The 19,515-nt window shown below is 33.4% G+C and carries 18 protein-coding genes; 7 read left to right on the top strand and 11 right to left on the bottom strand.

What is annotated here, in order from left to right; translation table 11 throughout:
* Positions 1–5 precede the first annotated feature (5 nt).
* The 3 genes from ACFQ0I_RS10160 to ACFQ0I_RS10150 all read left to right on the top strand — a co-directional run bounded on the left by ACFQ0I_RS10160 (position 6) and on the right by ACFQ0I_RS10150 (position 4,858).
* Positions 6–926, top strand: coding sequence for a PorP/SprF family type IX secretion system membrane protein (locus tag ACFQ0I_RS10160; protein WP_379941896.1), 921 nt, complete (start codon positions 6–8; stop codon positions 924–926).
* Positions 927–937: 11 nt separating this feature from the next.
* On the top strand, positions 938–2,854 hold the full coding sequence (locus tag ACFQ0I_RS10155; protein WP_379941894.1) for an OmpA family protein: 1,917 nt from the start codon (positions 938–940) through the stop codon (positions 2,852–2,854).
* A gap of 81 nt (positions 2,855–2,935) precedes the next feature.
* Positions 2,936–4,858 carry an OmpA family protein gene (locus tag ACFQ0I_RS10150; RefSeq protein ID WP_379941891.1) on the top strand — a complete coding sequence of 641 codons (1,923 nt, stop codon included), beginning with the start codon at positions 2,936–2,938 and terminating at the stop codon, positions 4,856–4,858.
* A gap of 178 nt (positions 4,859–5,036) precedes the next feature.
* On the opposite strand, the gene ACFQ0I_RS10145 is transcribed toward ACFQ0I_RS10150, so the two are convergent.
* Together ACFQ0I_RS10145 and pdxH are read right to left on the bottom strand one after the other, a co-directional pair.
* Positions 5,037–5,531 carry a CAP domain-containing protein gene (locus tag ACFQ0I_RS10145; protein ID WP_379941889.1) on the bottom strand — a complete coding sequence of 165 codons (495 nt, stop codon included), beginning with the start codon at positions 5,529–5,531 and terminating at the stop codon, positions 5,037–5,039.
* A 157-nt stretch (positions 5,532–5,688) separates the two neighbouring features.
* On the bottom strand, positions 5,689–6,336 hold the full coding sequence (gene pdxH / locus ACFQ0I_RS10140) for a pyridoxamine 5'-phosphate oxidase (RefSeq protein ID WP_379941886.1): 648 nt from the start codon (positions 6,334–6,336) through the stop codon (positions 5,689–5,691).
* A gap of 88 nt (positions 6,337–6,424) precedes the next feature.
* On the opposite strand from pdxH, the gene ACFQ0I_RS10135 reads away from it, so the two are divergent.
* Together ACFQ0I_RS10135 and ACFQ0I_RS10130 are read left to right on the top strand one after the other, a co-directional pair.
* Entirely contained in the window at positions 6,425–6,835 is a 411-nt protein-coding gene (locus tag ACFQ0I_RS10135; protein WP_379941883.1) for a hypothetical protein, read from the top strand.
* Between the two features lie 80 nt (positions 6,836–6,915).
* On the top strand, positions 6,916–7,335 hold the full coding sequence (locus tag ACFQ0I_RS10130) for a hypothetical protein (RefSeq protein WP_379941880.1): 420 nt from the start codon (positions 6,916–6,918) through the stop codon (positions 7,333–7,335).
* Here ACFQ0I_RS10130 and ACFQ0I_RS10125 read toward each other — a convergent pair.
* From ACFQ0I_RS10125 to rpsA, 5 genes are all read right to left on the bottom strand, one after another.
* Positions 7,325–8,230: a ribonuclease Z gene (locus tag ACFQ0I_RS10125; protein WP_379941877.1), complete on the bottom strand. Its 906-nt coding sequence runs from the start codon at positions 8,228–8,230 to the stop codon at positions 7,325–7,327. The two genes, ACFQ0I_RS10130 and ACFQ0I_RS10125, sit on opposite strands and share 11 nt — an antisense overlap.
* 106 nt (positions 8,231–8,336) lie before the next feature.
* Positions 8,337–8,669: a ribonuclease Z gene (locus ACFQ0I_RS10120; protein ID WP_379941875.1), complete on the bottom strand. Its 333-nt coding sequence runs from the start codon at positions 8,667–8,669 to the stop codon at positions 8,337–8,339.
* A 3-nt stretch (positions 8,670–8,672) separates the two neighbouring features.
* Positions 8,673–9,602, bottom strand: a complete 930-nt coding sequence (locus ACFQ0I_RS10115; RefSeq protein ID WP_379941872.1) for an aspartate carbamoyltransferase catalytic subunit — start codon at positions 9,600–9,602, stop codon at positions 8,673–8,675.
* Between the two features lie 111 nt (positions 9,603–9,713).
* On the bottom strand, positions 9,714–10,253 hold the full coding sequence (pyrR, locus tag ACFQ0I_RS10110; protein WP_379941869.1) for a bifunctional pyr operon transcriptional regulator/uracil phosphoribosyltransferase PyrR: 540 nt from the start codon (positions 10,251–10,253) through the stop codon (positions 9,714–9,716).
* A 332-nt stretch (positions 10,254–10,585) separates the two neighbouring features.
* On the bottom strand, positions 10,586–12,445 hold the full coding sequence (gene rpsA, locus ACFQ0I_RS10105) for a 30S ribosomal protein S1 (protein WP_379941866.1): 1,860 nt from the start codon (positions 12,443–12,445) through the stop codon (positions 10,586–10,588).
* Positions 12,446–12,787: 342 nt separating this feature from the next.
* On the opposite strand from rpsA, the gene ACFQ0I_RS10100 reads away from it, so the two are divergent.
* On the top strand, positions 12,788–13,168 hold the full coding sequence (locus tag ACFQ0I_RS10100; protein WP_379941864.1) for a LysM peptidoglycan-binding domain-containing protein: 381 nt from the start codon (positions 12,788–12,790) through the stop codon (positions 13,166–13,168).
* 122 nt (positions 13,169–13,290) lie between these two features.
* On the opposite strand, the gene cmk is transcribed toward ACFQ0I_RS10100, so the two are convergent.
* The 4 genes from cmk to ACFQ0I_RS10080 all read right to left on the bottom strand — a co-directional run bounded on the left by cmk (position 13,291) and on the right by ACFQ0I_RS10080 (position 18,573).
* Complete coding sequence (cmk, locus tag ACFQ0I_RS10095; RefSeq protein WP_379941862.1) at positions 13,291–13,992, bottom strand: (d)CMP kinase; 702 nt, start codon at positions 13,990–13,992, stop codon at positions 13,291–13,293.
* Positions 13,993–14,095: 103 nt separating this feature from the next.
* A complete protein-coding gene (porQ, locus tag ACFQ0I_RS10090; RefSeq protein WP_379941860.1) occupies positions 14,096–15,115 on the bottom strand; it encodes a type IX secretion system protein PorQ in 1,020 nt (339 codons plus the stop codon).
* Positions 15,116–15,297: 182 nt separating this feature from the next.
* Positions 15,298–17,748 (bottom strand): endopeptidase La, encoded by a 2,451-nt coding sequence (gene lon / locus ACFQ0I_RS10085; RefSeq protein ID WP_379941857.1) that lies wholly within the window; start codon positions 17,746–17,748, stop codon positions 15,298–15,300.
* A 174-nt stretch (positions 17,749–17,922) separates the two neighbouring features.
* A complete protein-coding gene (locus tag ACFQ0I_RS10080; protein ID WP_379941855.1) occupies positions 17,923–18,573 on the bottom strand; it encodes a rhomboid family intramembrane serine protease in 651 nt (216 codons plus the stop codon).
* A 61-nt stretch (positions 18,574–18,634) separates the two neighbouring features.
* On the opposite strand from ACFQ0I_RS10080, the gene ACFQ0I_RS10075 reads away from it, so the two are divergent.
* A complete protein-coding gene (locus ACFQ0I_RS10075) occupies positions 18,635–19,510 on the top strand; it encodes a lysophospholipid acyltransferase family protein (protein WP_379941852.1) in 876 nt (291 codons plus the stop codon).
* The last annotated feature ends 5 nt before the right edge of the window (positions 19,511–19,515 follow it).

Here is a 19,515-nt window from a genome sequence, read left to right as displayed (position 1 = left end):
AACCTATGAAACTAATTAAACATAACATAATTGCTATTACATTGTTTAGCTGTACGGTTGGAATTGCACAACAACTTCCGCAATTTACACAGTATATGTACAATACAATCTCAATAAATCCTGCTTATGCCGGAAGTCGAGAAGCATTAAGTATTGTTGGATTGCACAGAAGCCAATGGGTTGGTTTTCAAGGAGGTCCAATTACTCAAACGCTATCCATACACACACCGCTTCGTAATGATCGGGTTGGTGTGGGATTATCTTTTATTGAAGACGATTTAGGTCCAGAAAATTTCACGTATTTATATGGGGATTTTTCATATACAATTCCAACTGGTAAAGATGGAAAACTATCTTTCGGTTTAAAAGGTGGATTCACACAATATAGTTTAGATCCAGATTTTCGCGAAGCTGAAAGTTTCGATCCTTCTATCTATGGTATCGAAGATAGATGGACACCAAATATCGGACTCGGAATGTATTGGAGTACGAATCGTGTATATTTAGGCTTATCGTCACCAAGAGTATTAAATACTAACAAAAACACTAAAGATGGCTTTGAAGCTTTAGACCGATTGAGTTATTACTTTACCGGAGGTGTGGTTGTAGACTTAAGCAAAACTATTAAGCTAAAACCAGCATTTTTGGTGAAAGCAACCAATGGCGCTCCAGTTTCTTACGATTTAACAGCAAACTTCCTGTTCAATGAGAAATTTTGGCTAGGTGGATCGTATAGAATTAACGAAAAAACGGCTGCGATGGGTGGTATCGTCGATTTTCAGGTATCAAGACAACTACGTGTTGGATACGCTTATGAAAAACCTATATCAGAAATTGCAGACTATACAACTGGCACACATGAGATCTTACTTATTTACGAATTTAAATTCTTAAGCACTAAATTAAAATCACCTAGATATTTCTAATACGCTATCTTATGAATATTAAAAAATACCTATTAGTTTGTATTGTTATAATGATTAGCTCCGCTATGTTTTCCCAACAAGGAAAACAAAAAAGAGCCGATACATTATTCAATAAATTTTCTTTTGTGAAAGCAGCCGAAGTTTATAGAGAACTAATTGAAAATAGATATAATGTAGATTACGCCACTAGAAAACTAGCCGATTGTTATGCGCTTTTAAGAGATCCTAGAAATGCCGCTCGTTATTACAAAAAAGTAGTGACTCAAGAAAAGGTGCCTATCGAGTATTATTACAGTTATGCACAGGCTTTAAGAGGTAATAAAGATTATAAGGAATCTGAAATCTGGTTGCAACGATTTAAAGATTCGGGAGGCGTTGTTAATGCAAATGATTTTTCAAAAGATGCCAATTTTATTACCAGCATATTTAACGCCAAACAACAATATTTTTTAGACAGAGTTCGATTCAATTCTAAATTCAGTGATTTTGGTGCGTTCGAATTTAAAGGTAAAGTGTATTTTACCTCTGCTCGAGATGAAGGTTTGGCAGTAAAACGACTTTATGGATGGAATGAACAGCCCTTTCTAGATGTGTATGTTACCGAGGTTGGATCTAAAAAAAATGTAGACCATACAGCCAAAATAAAAGGAGATGTAAATTCTATTTATCATGATGGTCCGGTAACTATTACCAAAGATGGTCGAACCATGTATTTTTCAAGAAATAATTATAAAGACCAAATAGAAGTAAAAGATAAAAAGGGGCTTACTAATATGAAAATATATCGAGCCACCTTAAGAGATAGCATATGGACGGATATTGAAGATTTATCAATTAACGGCGACGAATTTTCTACGCAACATGCTGCTTTAAATATAGACGACACGAAACTTTATTTTGCATCCGATAGACCAGGAGGTTTTGGTGGTTCTGATATTTGGGTGGTTAATATATATCCCGATGGTTCTTTACAAGATCTTCATAATGTGGGCAATGTTGTTAATACGGAAGGCGCTGAAGGGTTTCCGTTTATCAATAACGAAGGAACACTTTTCTTCTCTTCTGATGGTCATGTTGGATTAGGCTTACTCGATATTTTCGGCACTATTAAAGGTGAAAATGATGAAATCGTAGACGTTATTAACTTAGGAATTCCTGTAAATTCAAACAAAGATGATTTCTCATTTACTATGAATCCGAATGGGATTACTGGCTATTTTGCATCCAACAGACCGGGAGGTCGTGGAGATGACGATATTTATGCCTATCATAGAGTACCAACATTACACGTTGAAGGTGTGGTAACCGATGCCATTAACACAAAACCAATACCTAATTCTATTATAACACTGTTTGATGATAAAGACAATCAAATTGCTTATATGGAAACGGACGAAAATGGCTTCTACCAAATAAATATAGACAGAAATAAAGACTATAAAATTGTTGCAAGTCAAAAGAAATATATAGACGATTATAGAAAATTCACATCAAAAAATATTCAAACAGAACTTACAACTATTCATGCCAATTTGTTATTAAATCCTGTTCCGAATGTTATAAAACTGGCCGAATTAAATACTATTTATTTCGATTTCAATAAATTCAATATTAGAAAAGACGCCGCATTAGAATTAGATAAAATTGTTGATTTAATGCAAAACCAATACCCTGAAATGGTTATTAGAATTGAATCGCACACAGATTCTCGTGGTAAATTGTCTTATAATGATAAACTTTCAATAGATAGAGCCAACTCAACATACGCTTATTTAATTTCTAAAGGAATAGACCCAGCAAGAATTACAGCGCATGAAGGATTTGGAGAACGCAGATTAACCAATGGTTGTGAAGATGGAGCGAAATGCGAAGAAGAAGAGCATCAATTAAATAGAAGAACTCAATTTATTGTAGTTAAGATGGAATAAACACATGGCACATCTTTAACGTATTTGTGTTTTTAAAAAAAGAATCTTAGAAATAAGTTTTTAATTAAAAAATCAATCCCCATGAAACTAAAAAACCACCTTATATTCAGTATTTTTCTAGCAATAAGTTGTATAGCTAGTGGGCAATCTGGGATACAAAGCAAAGCAGATAATTTATTTAATAATTTTGACTTTGTAAATGCAACAACACTTTACAAAGAACTTATTTCTAAGAACTATAATACCGATTACGTTACCAGACAAGTAGCGGATAGTTATGCGTTTATGAGAAATCCAGATAGCGCAGTAGTTTACTATAAAAAAGTTGTAATTCAACCAAACGTGCCAACTATCTACTTTTATAAATATGCGCAAGCCTTAAGAGGAGTTAAAGATTATAAAGAATCTCGAATTTGGTTTAAAAACTTTAAAAATGCTGGTGGGGAAATTAAAGAAGAAACCTATTTAAAAGACGACGAATTTTTAAACGCTATTTTTAACGCAAAACAAAACTACTTTCTAAAAGAGGTTAAATTTAATTCTAAATACAGTGATTTTGCAGCGTTCGAGCATAACAACGACCTATACTTTGTTTCTGCAAGAGATGAAGGCGTATCAACCAAAAACCGTTATAGCTGGAACGAAGAACCCTTTTTAGATATTTATGTAACTAACAAATCTTCTAATACGGATAATATTAGTCATAAATCTAAAATAAAAGGTGCTGTAAACACCACTTTTCATGAAGGCCCGCTAACAATTTCTAAAGATGGGCAAACCATGTATTTTTCTAGAAACGATTTTAATAATCAGGTTTTAGACAAAAACACGCAAGGAGTTACTAATTTAAAAATATACAAGGCATCTTTAGAAGACGGTAAATGGACCAATATTGTAGAGCTTCCGTTTAATAGCAACAGCTACTCTATTAGTCATCCCGCTTTAAATAAAGATGGTTCTAAGTTATACTTCACATCCGATATGCCTGGTGGTTATGGTGGAACAGATCTGTATTATGTAGACGTCTATAAGAACGGCACATATAGCGCCCCGCAAAATTTAGGTAATAATATCAATACAAGTAAAAATGAATGTTTTCCGTTTTTAAATAATGAAAATGCCTTATTCTTTGCGTCCGATGGTCATCCAGGGTTAGGCTTACTCGATATATTTGCGGCGGTTACTAATAAAAACAATGCTGTAATTAGTATTCTTAATTTAGGCATTCCGGTAAACTCGAATAAGGACGATTTCTCATTTTTTATGACAGAGGACGGATTATCCGGATACTTCGCGTCCAATAGAGATGGTGGTATTGGTAGTGATGATATCTATGCTTTTAGCCGAATTCCGACATTAAAATTAGAAGGAACTATTACAGATGCTGTAACTAAAAATCCTATAGCCAATGCAGTTACAACATTATTTGATGCTAATAATAAAACTATTGCTAACGCGGAAACAGACCTGAATGGGCATTATAGTATAAATATTGATTTAAATACAGACTATAGTCTCAAAACAACAAAACAGAACTATTTAGATAACACAACGGTTATAACATCAAAAGGTATGGCCGCAAATACAACGAGTTTAAAAGCTAACATTGTGCTAAACCCAGTTCCGCTTGAAGATATCCCCATTACAGAATTAGTTCCGATTTACTTTGATTTTAATAAGTATGATTTAAGACGCGATAGTACGGTAGAATTAGATAGGATTGTAGATTTAATGATAAATTCTTATCCTAACATGGCCATTAAAATAGAATCACATACCGATTCTCGCGGACCCACAACATACAATGAAATATTATCGGAAGAAAGAGCTAAAGCCACCTATGATTATTTAATTAAAAAAGGGGTTAATCCAGATAGAATATTAGGGTATAAAGGTTTTGGAGAACGTAAATTAACTAATAATTGTGACGGCACTATAACCTGTACCGAGGAACAACATCAGTTAAACCGACGCACACAGTTTATTGTCATTAAAATGAAATAATCAAACGCTTAATTATAAATTAAAAAAACCATCAAAAAGAAATCCTTTTGATGGTTTTTTAATGAATAGAAACATACTAATTTCAAAATCCCTAACAATAATGAAAAAAAGTCAGTATTTTAATATACAGTGTTTATTAAGAAGCTAAAATTTCAAAATAATCTCCTGTACAATTAGTTCATTTTTTTATAAAGATATTGGTGTAATACCATTTACCTTCTGAGTTTACTTCGGCAGCCACATCAAAATTTGTAAAATCACCTTCTATAACCGCGCGGTGCGCATCACTTTTTAACCAGGCATTTACTACCGATTGTGCCGAACTATAACCATAAGCCACATTTTCTGAAACACGTGATGCACCAGCATTGGCCTTTAAATAATCACTTCTTACATAAAAATTGGCATGTGACACCTCGTTGTTGATTACCATATAATCGGTGTGACTAAAAGCAACAGATTTTACCACCGTCATATCCGATAAGGTATTTAAACCCAATGATGCTCTGTGGTCGTTTATTAATTCAAGTACTTGAATTTCAATAGTTTTGGTTTCTGGGGTAATTAACGATAACTCGATTGCATCTACATTATCTTCAATTCCATCTGCGGTGCAAGAATAGCACAAAACAGCTAACAATGCCAGTATTGGCAGCTTAGTTAATAATTTCATAAGTAGGTAATTTGGTCCTATAAATTTACCTGCCTATAACTGTATTTATTGTTAAGGAAATGTTAAAATCGATTAAAAGCATGCTGCTTATCGATAATTAATGTATTTAATCGGCAACACGCATTCAAGTGATAAAATAAAACTTTCAAAAAATTAATTATGGAGCTAATCGATTAATCTCCCAATTATAATCTGGTTGAAGTTTATACCGTATTCTGTCGTGAAGTCTGTTTGGTCGACCTTGCCAAAATTCCATTTCAACGGGTTTAACAATATAGCCTCCCCAATTTGATGGTCTTGGTATTTCTTTGCCTTCATACTCCTTTTCAAGAATTGCTAATTGCTGCTCTAAATAGGCTCTATCTTTTACAATTTCGCTTTGATTAGACACGACAGCGCCTAATTGACTACCGCGAGGTCTAGATTCAAAATAACCGTCACTTAAATTTTCGGCAATTTTTTCAGCAGTGCCTTTAATAATGATTTGACGTTCGGCTCCATGCCAAAAAAAAGACAAGCAAACGTTAGGGTTTTGCTCTATAGCTTTCCCTTTTTCACTATTATAATTTGTATAAAATATAAACCCTTCCCAAGTAAAACTTTTTAATAGCACTACCCTATTTTTAGGAAACCCATCTAAACCCAATGTTGAAATGGTCATGGCATTGGTTTCATCATCAACAAAATATTTGTCGACTTCATAAAACCATTTTTGAAAAAGTTCTAACGGATTTTCTGGAACATCTTTTAAATGAAGTTCTCCTTTTTCGTAGGATTTTCTATAATTACTTAAATCTCTTTCCATAGTATACAAATTAACAACAAATTATTTTTTCAATTTGAAAAATAAACAAGATAATCTTTATAATTTAGCGCTAATTTAACTGCAAATTATGCAATTTGAAGAATCTGAATTAAGTAAATTAACCCATTACAAAGTAGAAATGCCTTTTGGAAATTTTTACTTATTTGAAAAATTTTTCATTTCTGAAATTCATGAAGGTGTTCATTTTGATTGGGAAATGATTCAAGCCGCTATGGTTGAAGTTTTAGAATTTTATGGTAAAAATGCCAGAGTGGGTTATATTTCTAACCGGGTTCACTCCTATTCTATGAATCCACACACCTGGGGAAAAGTTCAAAAAAAATATAATCTCATCGTTGCAAGCGCTATTGTTGTATATAATAATTTCACCTTTATGAATGCTTCTATCGAAAAGCAATTTTCCGATTTAAGTATTAAACGCTGCCTTTCGTTGGCCGAGGCTGTTGACTGGATTCTTAATTTAAAAGAATTAAAATAAGGTGAAGCCAGATAAGGTTTATTCATAAAATAACATAGAATACATGTCATTTTTAAAAAAAAGCAGTATATTTCCACTAGATGACATTTCAAGATTACATAAATCATACTGAATTTAATCCGAAAAAAATACGTCTTCCTTTTGGCAAGTTCTTTCTTTGTGAAGATTTTGTAGTGGCTGAATTGGATCAAGAAATTCATGTAGATTGGTCAATAATCGAAAAAATTGCTAAAATGATTATTGAGCAATATGGAACTTCCAGAAAAATAGGATTGATATCTAATAAAATAAATTCTTATTCTATAGACCCTTTTGTATGGGTGACTTTTAATAAAGAATACGATTTTATTGAAGCTTCTGCCATTGTATGGTATAATGATGGTGGTTATGTAGCAGCGACTTTAGAGCAAATGTTTTTAAAAAATAGTGTAAAACTCTGTGAATCGCTTGATGATGCGATACCTTGGATTTTATCGAAGATTAAAACGTCTAAAAATTAAAAACTTTCGAATCTTCGCATAATTGCACATTTGCAAAAACTTCTTGAGCTTCTTCTTTAAAGGCATCTAGCCCGTCGTAGCGCGTTGAATAGTGTCCGAGTAACAAAGTGCCCACATTGGCTTTTTGAGCTATTGTAGCGGCTTGTTTTGCCGTAGAATGCTTCGTTTTAAGTGCTAAATGTTCGTGTTTGTCTAAAAAGGTGGATTCGTGGTACAACACATCTGCATTTTTAATTATCGGAACAATATCTTCTTTGTAATACGTATCGCTACAAAAGGCATAACTTTTAGGTTTGGTCCCCGGTTTTGTAACCGATTCGTTATTTATTAAAACGCCATCTTCGTTTATAACATCAAACCCTTGTGTTAGTTTTCTATAATAGGCCACATTTATATTGGCTTCTTCCACTAAATCCATATCTAATTTACGCTTACCTTCCTTTTCCTTAAACAGAAACCCATTCGTGTAAATACGATGGTTTAAAGGAATGGTAAAAACCTCTACGGTATCGTCTTCAAAAATTAATTCTGAATTGTTTGAAGATAACTCATGAAAAATAAGTTTGTAATTCGTCCAAGAATCGGCCAATTTCATTTGAAGCGTCACTATCTCTTTGATACCAACGGGACCATAAATATGCAAATCGGTTTCTCGGGTTAACAATCTAAATGTGGAAATTAGCCCGACTAAACCAAAAAAATGATCGCCATGTAAGTGCGAAATGAAGATATGCTTTATCCGATTAAACTTTATTTTGTGCCTTCTTAACTGTACCTGCGTGCCTTCTCCACAATCAATTAAAAACATGTGGTTATTAATTTCTAGTACCTGAGACGTTGTATTATTTAAAGCACGTGGTGTAGCACTATAACAGCCTAATATGGTAAGCTTCATTTAAAGAGTTTATGTAGTTATTAGTTTATGGTTTATTAGGTTGTGTTTATAGTTTACTGGATTGGCATATAAACTTATAAACGTTCTCATAAACTCAAAAACAGTATTAAAATCCTAAATCGCGTTCCATTTCTTCCATTTCTATAATATCGTAAGCCTCTTGAATAGTTGGAACTACAACAATTTCTTCTGGAACCACATCTAAATCTATTTGATTTGAAACAATTACAAATGAATGTTTTGTTGCGCGATGCGTACTTGATAGTTCAAGAAATTCAACAATATCTTGTACTTCTAACGCTTTTAAGGAAGATAAAGTAATGATGATATTATTATTCTGAATTTTAGGATATAAAGCCTGAATTTTATTAACCAACTCAATTATAGTTGATTTTTCTTGAGTTATTATAGAAATCGTTCCGTCTTGATCAATAATCATAATCTACTGTTTAATTTTTGACGCTAATAAATAAATTACTGCCATTCTAATAGCAACACCATTTTGTACTTGTTCTAAGATAATGGATTGTTTAGAATCTGCCACATCACTCGTTATTTCTACACCTCTGTTTATAGGCCCGGGGTGCATAATGGTGATTTCTTTATCTAAAGAATCTAATAACGCTTTGTCTACTCCAAATTGTTGGGTGTATTCTCTGGTAGAAGGAAAATAACTAATATCCATGCGTTCGTTTTGAACTCTTAACATATTTGCTACATCGCACCAATTTAAGGCTTTACGTAAGTTTGTTTCAACCTTTACTCCAAGTTTATCAATATACTTTGGGATTAAGGTTTTAGGTCCGCAAACCATTACTTCTGCGCCTTGAAGTTGCAAAGCAAAGATATTTGAAAGGGCTACTCTACTGTGTAAAATATCACCGACAATGACTATTTTTTTACCTTGAACGCCTCCTAATTTTTCTCGTACAGAATAAGAATCTAACAGTGCTTGTGTTGGATGCTCATGGGCACCATCGCCCGCATTTACAATACTTGCCTTAACGTGTTTTGATAAAAATACACCGGCTCCAGGATTTGGATGACGCATCACAACCATATCTACTTTCATAGATAAGATGTTATTAACCGTATCTATTAAAGTTTCTCCTTTTTTTACTGAAGATTGCGATGATGAAAAATTTAGCACATCGGCAGATAATCGTTTTTCGGCTAATTCAAAAGATAATTTTGTTCTGGTAGAATTTTCGAAGAACAAGTTTGCGATGGTGATATCTCTTAGCGAAGGTACTTTTTTAATGGGTCTGTTAATCACTTCTTTAAAATGATCGGCAGTTTCAAAAATAAGTTGAATATCTTGTTTATTTAGATACTTAATTCCTAATAAGTGATTGACACTTAATTCGCTCATTTCCTTAGTTTAAAGTTTAAAGTTTAAAGTTTAAAGTTGGATGTACAATTTTAAACAGAAACCTGTAATTTTTTCTAATTATCAATTGTTAATTGTTAATTCTCAATTGCATTATTTTTCAATTAAGTAAACCGAATCTTCATTGTCATGTTCTTTCCAGTTTACTTTTACTTTTTCGTTATTTATCACATCTACCTGTCGCCCTCTATAATTAGGTTGTATGGGTAAATGTCTGCTAAAACGCCTGTCGATAAGGGTTAGCAGTTCTATTTCATTTGGTCTTCCAAACGATTGAATGGCGGTTAAAGCGGCTCTTATGCTTCTGCCTGTATATAAAACGTCATCAATAAAAACAACATTTTTATCTTCCACTAAAAAATTAATTTTAGTTGTATTGGCTTCTAGGGTTTTATCACCGCGCCTAAAGTCATCTCTAAAAAACGTGATATCTAAATGCCCTAAATTAATATTCTTGATTTTGTAATCTTCGCGAAGTATTTTGGCTATACGCTCTGCTAAAAAGATGCCTCGTGGTTGTAAACCAATTAGAACAGTATCTTTAAAATCGTTATGTTTTTCAATAAGCTGACAAGCCAATCGGTGAAGAATGATGTTTACCTCTTTTTCGTTAAGTAAAACTTTCTGACTCATATACTATCCAAACGTGTTTGGTGTACAAATGTAATGCAAAATTTTAAAAGTTTTATGATAAATAGCGATACTTCTGAAAGTTTTACCACTGTTATAACTAAAACTGTTCTTTGGTTAGTGCGTAAGGGATGGCAGTAGAAATCCTTTTTGTCATCCCGATGGCTATCGGGAACGAGTAAAAAGATTGTAACCTTTCGACTTCGCTCAAGATAAACTTTAGCCCGACCTCCAGATAATTATCGGGATGGGCACGCCCAAATAATTAATTTTGTTTAAACAAAAAAAAGCCTTCAATTTCTTGAAGGCTTTAATGTTATAAATGGATTGCTAAATTATTTTTTAGCTTTAGACTTTGGTTTTGCAACCTTACCATCCATTTTATCTTTAAGAGCTTGTAAAGCTTCGTTAGCATCACCTAAAGTTGGTTTTGCCTCTGCCGCTTGCGCTTCAGCTTTTTTAACTGCTGCTTTAACATTTGCAACTTCTTCTGCTTTAAATATAGCAGTATGAGACGCTACAACACGTTTAAACTCTTTGTTGAATTCAATGATTTTAAATTCTGCTGTTTCTCCTTTTTTAAGTTTGCTTCCGTCTTCTTTTTCAAGGTGACGTGTTGGAATAAACGCAACGATATCTTCGTTAAATTCTACAGTAGCTCCTTTATCAACGATTTCAGAGATGGTACCTGTGTGAATAGTTTCTAAGGCGAAATCTGTTTCGTATTCATCCCAAGGATTTACAGTTGTTTGTTTGTGACCTAAAGATAATTTACGTCCTTCAACATCTAACTCTAATACAATCACTTCTAATTTATCACCAGCTGCACAGAACTCAGATGGGTGTTTGATTTTCTTAGTCCATGATAAATCTGAGATATAAATTAATCCGTCGATACCTTCTTCTAATTCAACAAAAACACCAAAGTTTGTAAAGTTACGAACGATACCTGTGTGTTTAGAACCTAATGGGTATTTAGTAGTAATATCTGTCCAAGGATCAGACGTTAATTGTTTGATACCTAAAGACATTTTACGATCTTCTCTATCTAAAGTTAAGATAACTGCTTCTACTTCATCACCAACATTTACGAAATCTTGAGCAGAACGTAAGTGAGTTGACCAAGACATTTCAGAAACGTGGATTAATCCTTCTACACCATCAGCAACTTCTATAAATGCACCGTAATCTGCAATAACAACTACTTTACCTTTTACTTTATCACCAACAGCTACAGTGTCAGCAAGAGCTTCCCATGGGTGTTTGCTTAATTGTTTTAAACCTAATTGGATTCTTGATTTGTTTTCATCAAAATCAAGGATTACCACGTTAAGTTTTTGGTCTAATTCTACAATCTCGTTTGGATGATTGATACGAGACCAAGATAAATCGGTAATGTGGATTAAACCATCTACACCACCAAGATCGATGAATACACCGTAAGAAGTGATGTTTTTAACAATACCTTCTAATACTTGACCTTTTTCTAATTGACCAATAATTTCTTTTTTCTGAACCTCGATATCAGCTTCAATAAGCGCTTTATGCGATACTACTACGTTTTTAAATTCGTGGTTGATTTTAACAACTTTGAACTCCATAGTTTTATTTACGTACTGATCATAATCTCTAATTGGTTTCACGTCAATTTGAGAACCTGGTAAGAATGCTTCGATACCGAATACATCTACAATCATACCACCTTTAGTTCTACATTTAACAAAACCATTAACGATTTCACCAGTTTCGTTAGCTTTAATAACACGATCCCACGCTTTAATTACACGCGCTTTTCTGTGAGATAATACTAATTGCCCTGTTGCATCTTCACGTACATCAATTAATACTTCTACTTTATCGCCAACTGCTAAGTTTGGGTTGTAACGGAATTCGTTTAACGAAATTACACCTTCAGATTTAGCATTGATATCGATGATAGCATCTCTGTCAGAGATATGTACAACCGTACCAACAACCACTTCATCATCAAGCGTGTCAACGAAATTTTCTGCTACTAATTTTTCAAATTCTTGTAATTGTTTTTCATCAACTTCATCAATACCTTCTTGGTAATTGTGCCAGTTAAAGTCTTTTAAGAATTTTTCAGGGTTTGCTTTAGCTTCAGATACTACTGGAGCTTCTACTTGTGGAGCATCAGTTGCTTCAACTTCTGCTTGTTTTGCTTTTTCAGCCATTAAATTAAGTAAGTAATTATAATACGCTCGTTATTTTTTAAAACCTATTATAATCGTTTTGTATTCTGTATGTTTCGGAAGATTTTAAGCAATTAACACACAGAAGTGTTATTGTTTTTTTTGTTCTCGTTCCTCTTATCTTTCCGATGATTTGCTAAAAGGAGTGCAAAAATAATAATATTTAAGTTAATTACCTAAAAATGAATACATAAAATTCATGTGACTTTTTACAATTAGTTGTGTCTTAAATTATGTGACACAATCTTAACGCTATATTAATATGTTAGCGCCAAGAAATTCACTATATTTAGTAACACATTAATAAATTTAATATATACAATTATGTCAATGAAAGCAAAATACCAAGCGGTACTAGACCTAGGAGAAACATTAAAAATTCAGAATGGTGATGTTAAAGAAGAAAACGGTGTTTTAAAAATTAAAGGAACAGCCAACACCCCTTACGAAAAGAACTTACTTTGGGATAAAATTAAGGCCATTGGAGGTGACAAACCAACAGATATAATGGCTAATATTAGTGTTGCCGATGAAAGTGTTTACCACAGACATACTGTAAAAAGTGGCGAAACTTTAGGTAAAATTGCTAAACAATACTATGATAATGCATCAAAATACAATGCTATTTTTCAAGCAAATACTAATATTTTGAAAAATCCAGATTTAATTCACCCGGGACAAGTATTGGTGATTCCAAATCCGTAATAATTAGGAAAATACTATAATTTAAAACGAATCTTTATGAATTTAAGGGTTCGTTTTTTTGTGAAGTCTCAAACTTGAAAGTATCAAAGTCAAAATAATGAAAAATTATTGAAACTATATATTTAAAGTTTTTCTGAATTTTCTAAAGTACGGTTCACTAGCTTTAAAATTTCATCAAACTGTTCTTGCAAACTCATGTTGGAATTATCTATTTGAATAGCATCCTTCGCTTTTATTAAGGGCGAATCTTCTCGATTGGTATCAATATAGTCGCGTTCTTCTACATTTTTAAGTACATCTTGATACGTAACCCTTTCACCGCGTTCTAGCAATTCGGCATAGCGTCTTTTTGCTCTCGTTTCAGCCGAAGCCGTCATAAATAATTTAAGTTCGGCATCAGGAAACACAACGGTCCCAATATCGCGTCCATCCATTACCACACCGCCACTATTGCCCATTTGTTGTTGCTGTTCTACTAATTTTTGGCGGACTTCTGAAATTTCAGCAACTCTACTCACAAATTTAGACACTTCTAAGGTGCGAATATCCTTTTCAATATTAATATTATTGAGATACACTTCAGCAAAACCAAGGGTTGGATTAAACTTAAAACTTATAGTAATATCATCTAGATTTGCTATTAACCCATCCACATTAAAATTATTAGTATTAATAAATCCGTGAGTCATAGCGTAATAGGTCACCGCTCTATACATTGCGCCAGAATCTACATAAACGTAGCCTAAATGTTTTGCAATTTGTTTAGCAACGGTGCTTTTTCCTGTTGAAGAAAATCCGTCTATAGCGATTGTAATGTTTTTCATTTTTAAAAGTTTAAAGTGTCTAAAGTACTTAAAATGCCTTAAGTGAAAAACAACAATTTAGTTTAACTTTAAGAACTTTTAACTTCATTAGACTTTAAATACTTTAATTTAAATCTATTTGTACCCCAAAAAAGTTTGAATTGGCGGCACTTGTATATTTTGCATGTGTGTAACTAAAGCGCATTTTATTCATTTTTATGGAAATACCTGCAGATAGCCCTGAAAAATTGCGTTGATCTACGATCCTAAGTTCTTCTGCTCTTCTAAAATTATAACCTAAACGAATATTAAAACCTCCTTCTGGAAAAATTTCAGCGCCAAAAATAGCGTGTCGCATTACTTGACCTAAAAAGCCTATTTCTTCGTCGGTTTGGTTTCCATTTAAATCACTTGTTGTTCTTGCCGGATTTGGTCTTGCTATAGGCCATTCTTGCAGGTTTTCTAAAGTAATATGCCATCGAATAGGCACATTTTCTAAACGTTGCGACATTCCGAAATCGACTTCAAAAGGTAAATTTTCTTTAAGACCTGCGTAAGTGGTTATTTGGGTTCCAAAATTTCTAACGCTTAAAGCCGCACGAAAATCTAATGCTTCGTTTATATACAACAAACCAAAATCTACCGCAGCTCCCAACGAACTATATTGTTCTAATTTTGATGTAATAAGTTTAATATTTCCCCCAGCATAAAAATCGGAATACCCTATTTGCGTTGCATACCCAAAAGACAAGGCCGTTTCGTTACCGGTAAACGTTCCTGTAGAATTTCCATCTTCGTCATACCCATCAAACGAGCCATAATTTACATAAGTTATTCCTGCGTGAAATGTTTGTGTTCTTCTATCAATGGTATAGGCATATGCCGCCGTGCCATAACTTATTCCACCTAAATAACTCGTGTAATTTAATGCTAACTGATTATCCATTTCAGCATTAATGGTTGCCGGATTAAAAAGTCCTTGTGTTACATCGTAATCTACATTGGTTAACACTTTTCCACCTAGAGCTGCCTGACGCGGCGACGAAACTAAATTCAAAAATTGATAGGTAGATTCACCCCCAACCTGTGCATTTGTTAAGACACTAAAAAGCAAACAAAAAGTAGTGATAATTTTCTTTGGCATATTTACGATACAAAGTAAGTAAATCTATCTTAAAACGGATGTATGTATTTTTTATTTTAATTGAAAAGAATTCTGCCCGTGATTGCTTATGGTTTCTGTTGTAATTCTCATTGCCATGAAATCATGAATCATAAAAAAACCTCGAGGCTAATCGAGGTCTTTTCTTGCTTTTCATTTAGATTTTAAAGTTTTTTAGCATTGTCTACCTTCTGATTAGTGATGGCTATTTTAATAACATCACTCATATCTGTTACGTAGTGAAACTTTAATCCTTTTAAATATTCTTGTTTAATTTCTTCAATATCGCGTCTATTTTCTTCGCAAAGCAATATTTCTTTAATTTTTGCACGTTTTGCCGCAAGAATTTTTTCTTTGATACCACCAACAGGAAGCACTTTTCCACGAAGTGTAATTTCACCAGTCATGGCTAAACTTTTCTTTACTTTTTTCTGAGTAAATAACGATACTAAGGATGTTAACATGGTTACTCCGGCACTTGGTCCGTCTTTTGGTGTCGCCCCTTCTGGCACGTGAATATGCACATTGTACTTATCGAAAACATCTGAATCAATTCCGAATTCATCGGCATTTGATTTGATATATTCCATAGCAATGGTTGCAGATTCTTTCATAACTGTACCTAAATTTCCGGTAATAGACATCGCGCCTTTTCCTTTAGACAGAATCGATTCAATAAATAATATATCGCCGCCAACACTGGTCCATGCTAAACCTGTAACCACACCGGCAACATTATTATTTTCGTATTTATCGCGTTCTAATTTCGGACCTCCAAGTACCTCTATAATATCTTCGTTCGTCACTTTAATATTATAAGGCTCTTCCATCGCAATATTTTTAGCTGCATGGCGCACCATTTTTGCGATTTGCTTTTCTAAACCACGCACACCAGATTCTCGTGTATACCCCTCAACAATTTTCTCTAATTGAGGTTTACCAATTTTTAGGTGCTCATCGGTTAACCCATGCTCTTTTAATTGTTTTGGAAGTAAATGACGTTTTCCTATTTCCACCTTTTCTTCGATGGTGTAACCGGTAACGTTAATAATTTCCATTCGATCTCGTAAGGCCGGTTGAATAGATGATAAATTATTGGATGTTGCTATAAACATAACCTTAGAAAGGTCGTAACCCATTTCTAAAAAGTTATCGTAAAATTCATTGTTTTGCTCAGGATCTAATACTTCTAACATGGCTGATGAAGGATCACCTTGATGGGAATTAGACAGCTTATCTATTTCATCTAAAACAAAAACAGGATTAGAAGTTCCGGCCTTTTTTAAACTTTGAATAATACGCCCAGGCATCGCACCAATATAGGTTTTTCTGTGGCCACGAATTTCAGCCTCGTCGCGTAAACCTCCCAAAGAAATACGTACATATTCTCTACCTAACGCTTCTGCAATCGATTTTCCTAAAGATGTTTTTCCAACTCCCGGAGGTCCGTATAAACATAAAATGGGCGATTTCATATCATTACGCAGTTTTAAAACCGCTAGATATTCTATAATACGTTTTTTCACGTCTTCTAAACCAAAATGATCTCTGTCTAAGATGCGTTTAGCACGTTTTAAATCGAATTTATCTTTGCTATATTCATTCCATGGCAAATCTAAAAATAGCTCCAAATAATTGCGTTGAATAGAATATTCGGCTACTTGCGGATTCATGCGTTGCAATTTCGAAATCTCTTTATCAAAATGTTTCGCTACTTTTTCATCCCACAGTTTTTCATTAGCGCGCATTCGCATTTCTTCAACTTCTTCATCATGACTCACACCACCCAATTCTTCTTGAATGGTTTTCATTTGTTGATGCAAGAAATATTCACGCTGTTGCTGGCTCATGTCCATTTGAACTTTCGACTGAATATCATTTTTAAGTTCCAATTTTTGAAACTCAATATTCATATACTTAAGTGTTGCAAGCGCACGTTTTTTAAGATCGTCTATTTCTAAAAGTGATTGTTTTTCAGCCACCGACAGATTCATATTAGACGATACAAAATTGATTAAAAACGAGTCGCTTTCAATGTTTTTTATAGCAAACGATGCTTCGCTTGGAATATTCGGACTTTCTTTAATGATGCTTAAAGCTAAATCTTTGATAGATTCTATAATTGCGACAAACTCCTTATTTTTTAAGGCAGGTCTTGCTTCAGGAATTTCTCGAACCGTAGCGTTCATATAAGGATCTTCGGTTAAAACCTCGGCCACTTTAAAACGTTTCTTTCCTTGAATAATTACGGTAACATTGCCATCGGGCATTTTTAAAACGCGCAGAATCTTAGCCACCGTACCTATTGCATGAATTTCTTTTGCAGTTGGATTCTCGACAGACTCGTCTTTTTGAGCCACCACTCCAATAACTTTGCTACCTTTGTTCGCGTCATTAATGAGTCGGATAGATTTATCGCGACCTGCAGTAATAGGAATCACAACACCAGGAAACAAAACGGTATTTCGCAAAGACAGAATAGGTAGTGTTTCGGGCAATTTTTCATTATTTATTTCTACTTCATCTTCAGGTGTCATTAGCGGGATTAATTCTGAGTTTTCATCAAAATCCTGCAATGACAAACTGTCAAGAGATATAAAATTAGACTTCTTCATATTTGTATTTAGGTCAATCTGTCATTAAAACAATTAAACCTTTTGTTTTTATTAATTTATAAAATAATATATTAAACTGATTATCAATAACTTGGCGTCAATTTAATTTATTCACTCACTATTAAAGGTCAATAGCTATGCCATATTTTTAAATCTGAATTCTGAATTATAAACCTAAAGTTTCCCCGCTTTCTTTAAAGCAAACAGTAAAACAATAGGAATTAAAAGCAAACCTATCATGAGTAAATTAGTTTGAAACAGATAAGGTGCTAATAAAAGTGTTGCCACAAAACCTCCAATGGCACCTCCAAAATGGGCATCGTGACCAATGTTGCCAATTTTATTTTTCATTCCGTAAATAGAATAAAGCAAATAGGCAATACCAAAAATGTATGCTGGTATGGGAATAGGAACAAAAAACATATATAAATTCATGCCAGGTTGCAATAAAATGGCAGCATATAGTATGCCGGTAACCGCTCCACTAGCTCCAACCGCACTGTAATAATATTCGTTTCTATGAAAATACATCGATAATAAACTCCCAGAAATTAAACTAACAACATAAATAATTATAAACCCAAGTGGGTCGACATAACTAATTACTGTTCCTGCAAAAAAATACAAGGTTAACATGTTAAAAAGTAAATGTTGGGTATCTACATGTAAAAAGCCACTGCTAAACAATCGTATTTTTTCACCCCTCTGTACACCACCAACGGTAAATTTATATTTATCGAAAAAACCGAAATCGCCAAAGCCTTTATAGGAGATAATAATATTGGCCGTAATTATAATGATTGTTATTAAATCTAAATTGCCCATGTATTTAAAGGTATAAGTTCAAATTAGCATATATTTGCTGCTGCAAATCTAAAATTAATTCATGCAATTTTTAGCATATATTCTTATTTATCCCATTTTATGGATGGTTTCTATACTTCCATTTCGAGTATTATATTTTGTTTCCGATTGTTTATACGTTTTGCTTTATTATGGTATAGGATATCGTAAAAAGGTAGTAACCAATAATTTAAAACTTGTTTTTCCTGAAAAATCTGAGAAGGAAATTGATGCATTGAGGAAAAATTTCTACAAGCATTTATGCGATATGTTTTTAGAAATGGCGAAAACCATGACTATTTCTGAAAAAGAATTAAAAAAACGCTTTAAAATTTTAAATCCAGAAGAATTAAAACGCTTAGAAAATTTAAATAAAAGTGTGATATTGATTTTTGGACATTATGCAAGCTGGGAATGGTCGATTGTGATTCAAAATTATATTAATTTCAAAGGATTGGCAGTCTATAAGCGTCTTGCAAATAAGTATTTTGATAAATTAGTTAAAGACATTCGTTCTAAATTTAATACCGATTTAATAAGCACCAAAGAAACCATTCAAATTATTAATGACAACGAAGCAAAGGGCATTAAAAGTATTACTGGGTTTTTAAGCGACCAATCGCCAAGACTTACTAATGAGGTATATTGGGGAAGGTTTATGGGAATTGATGTGCCATGTTTTACAGGTGCAGAACGTCTCGCCAAGAAATTAGATTTAACTACAGCATATCTTAAAGTAACAAAAGTAAAAAGAGGTTTTTATGAAGCTGAAATAATAACGCTTGCTGAAAATCCGTCCGAATTTAAAGATTATGAATTAACCGATATGTTTCTTCGAGAAGTTGAAAAGCAAATTTATACAGCGCCTGAATTTTACTTCTGGACTCATAAACGATGGAAGCACAAGAAAACTAACTAGTGTTT

Source organism: Mariniflexile aquimaris, from assembly GCF_042676825.1.
Classification (GTDB): Bacteria; Bacteroidota; Bacteroidia; order Flavobacteriales; family Flavobacteriaceae; genus Mariniflexile; species Mariniflexile aquimaris.
Note: the sequence above shows the minus strand (reverse complement) of the source record. Positions and strands in the feature narration are given on the sequence as shown.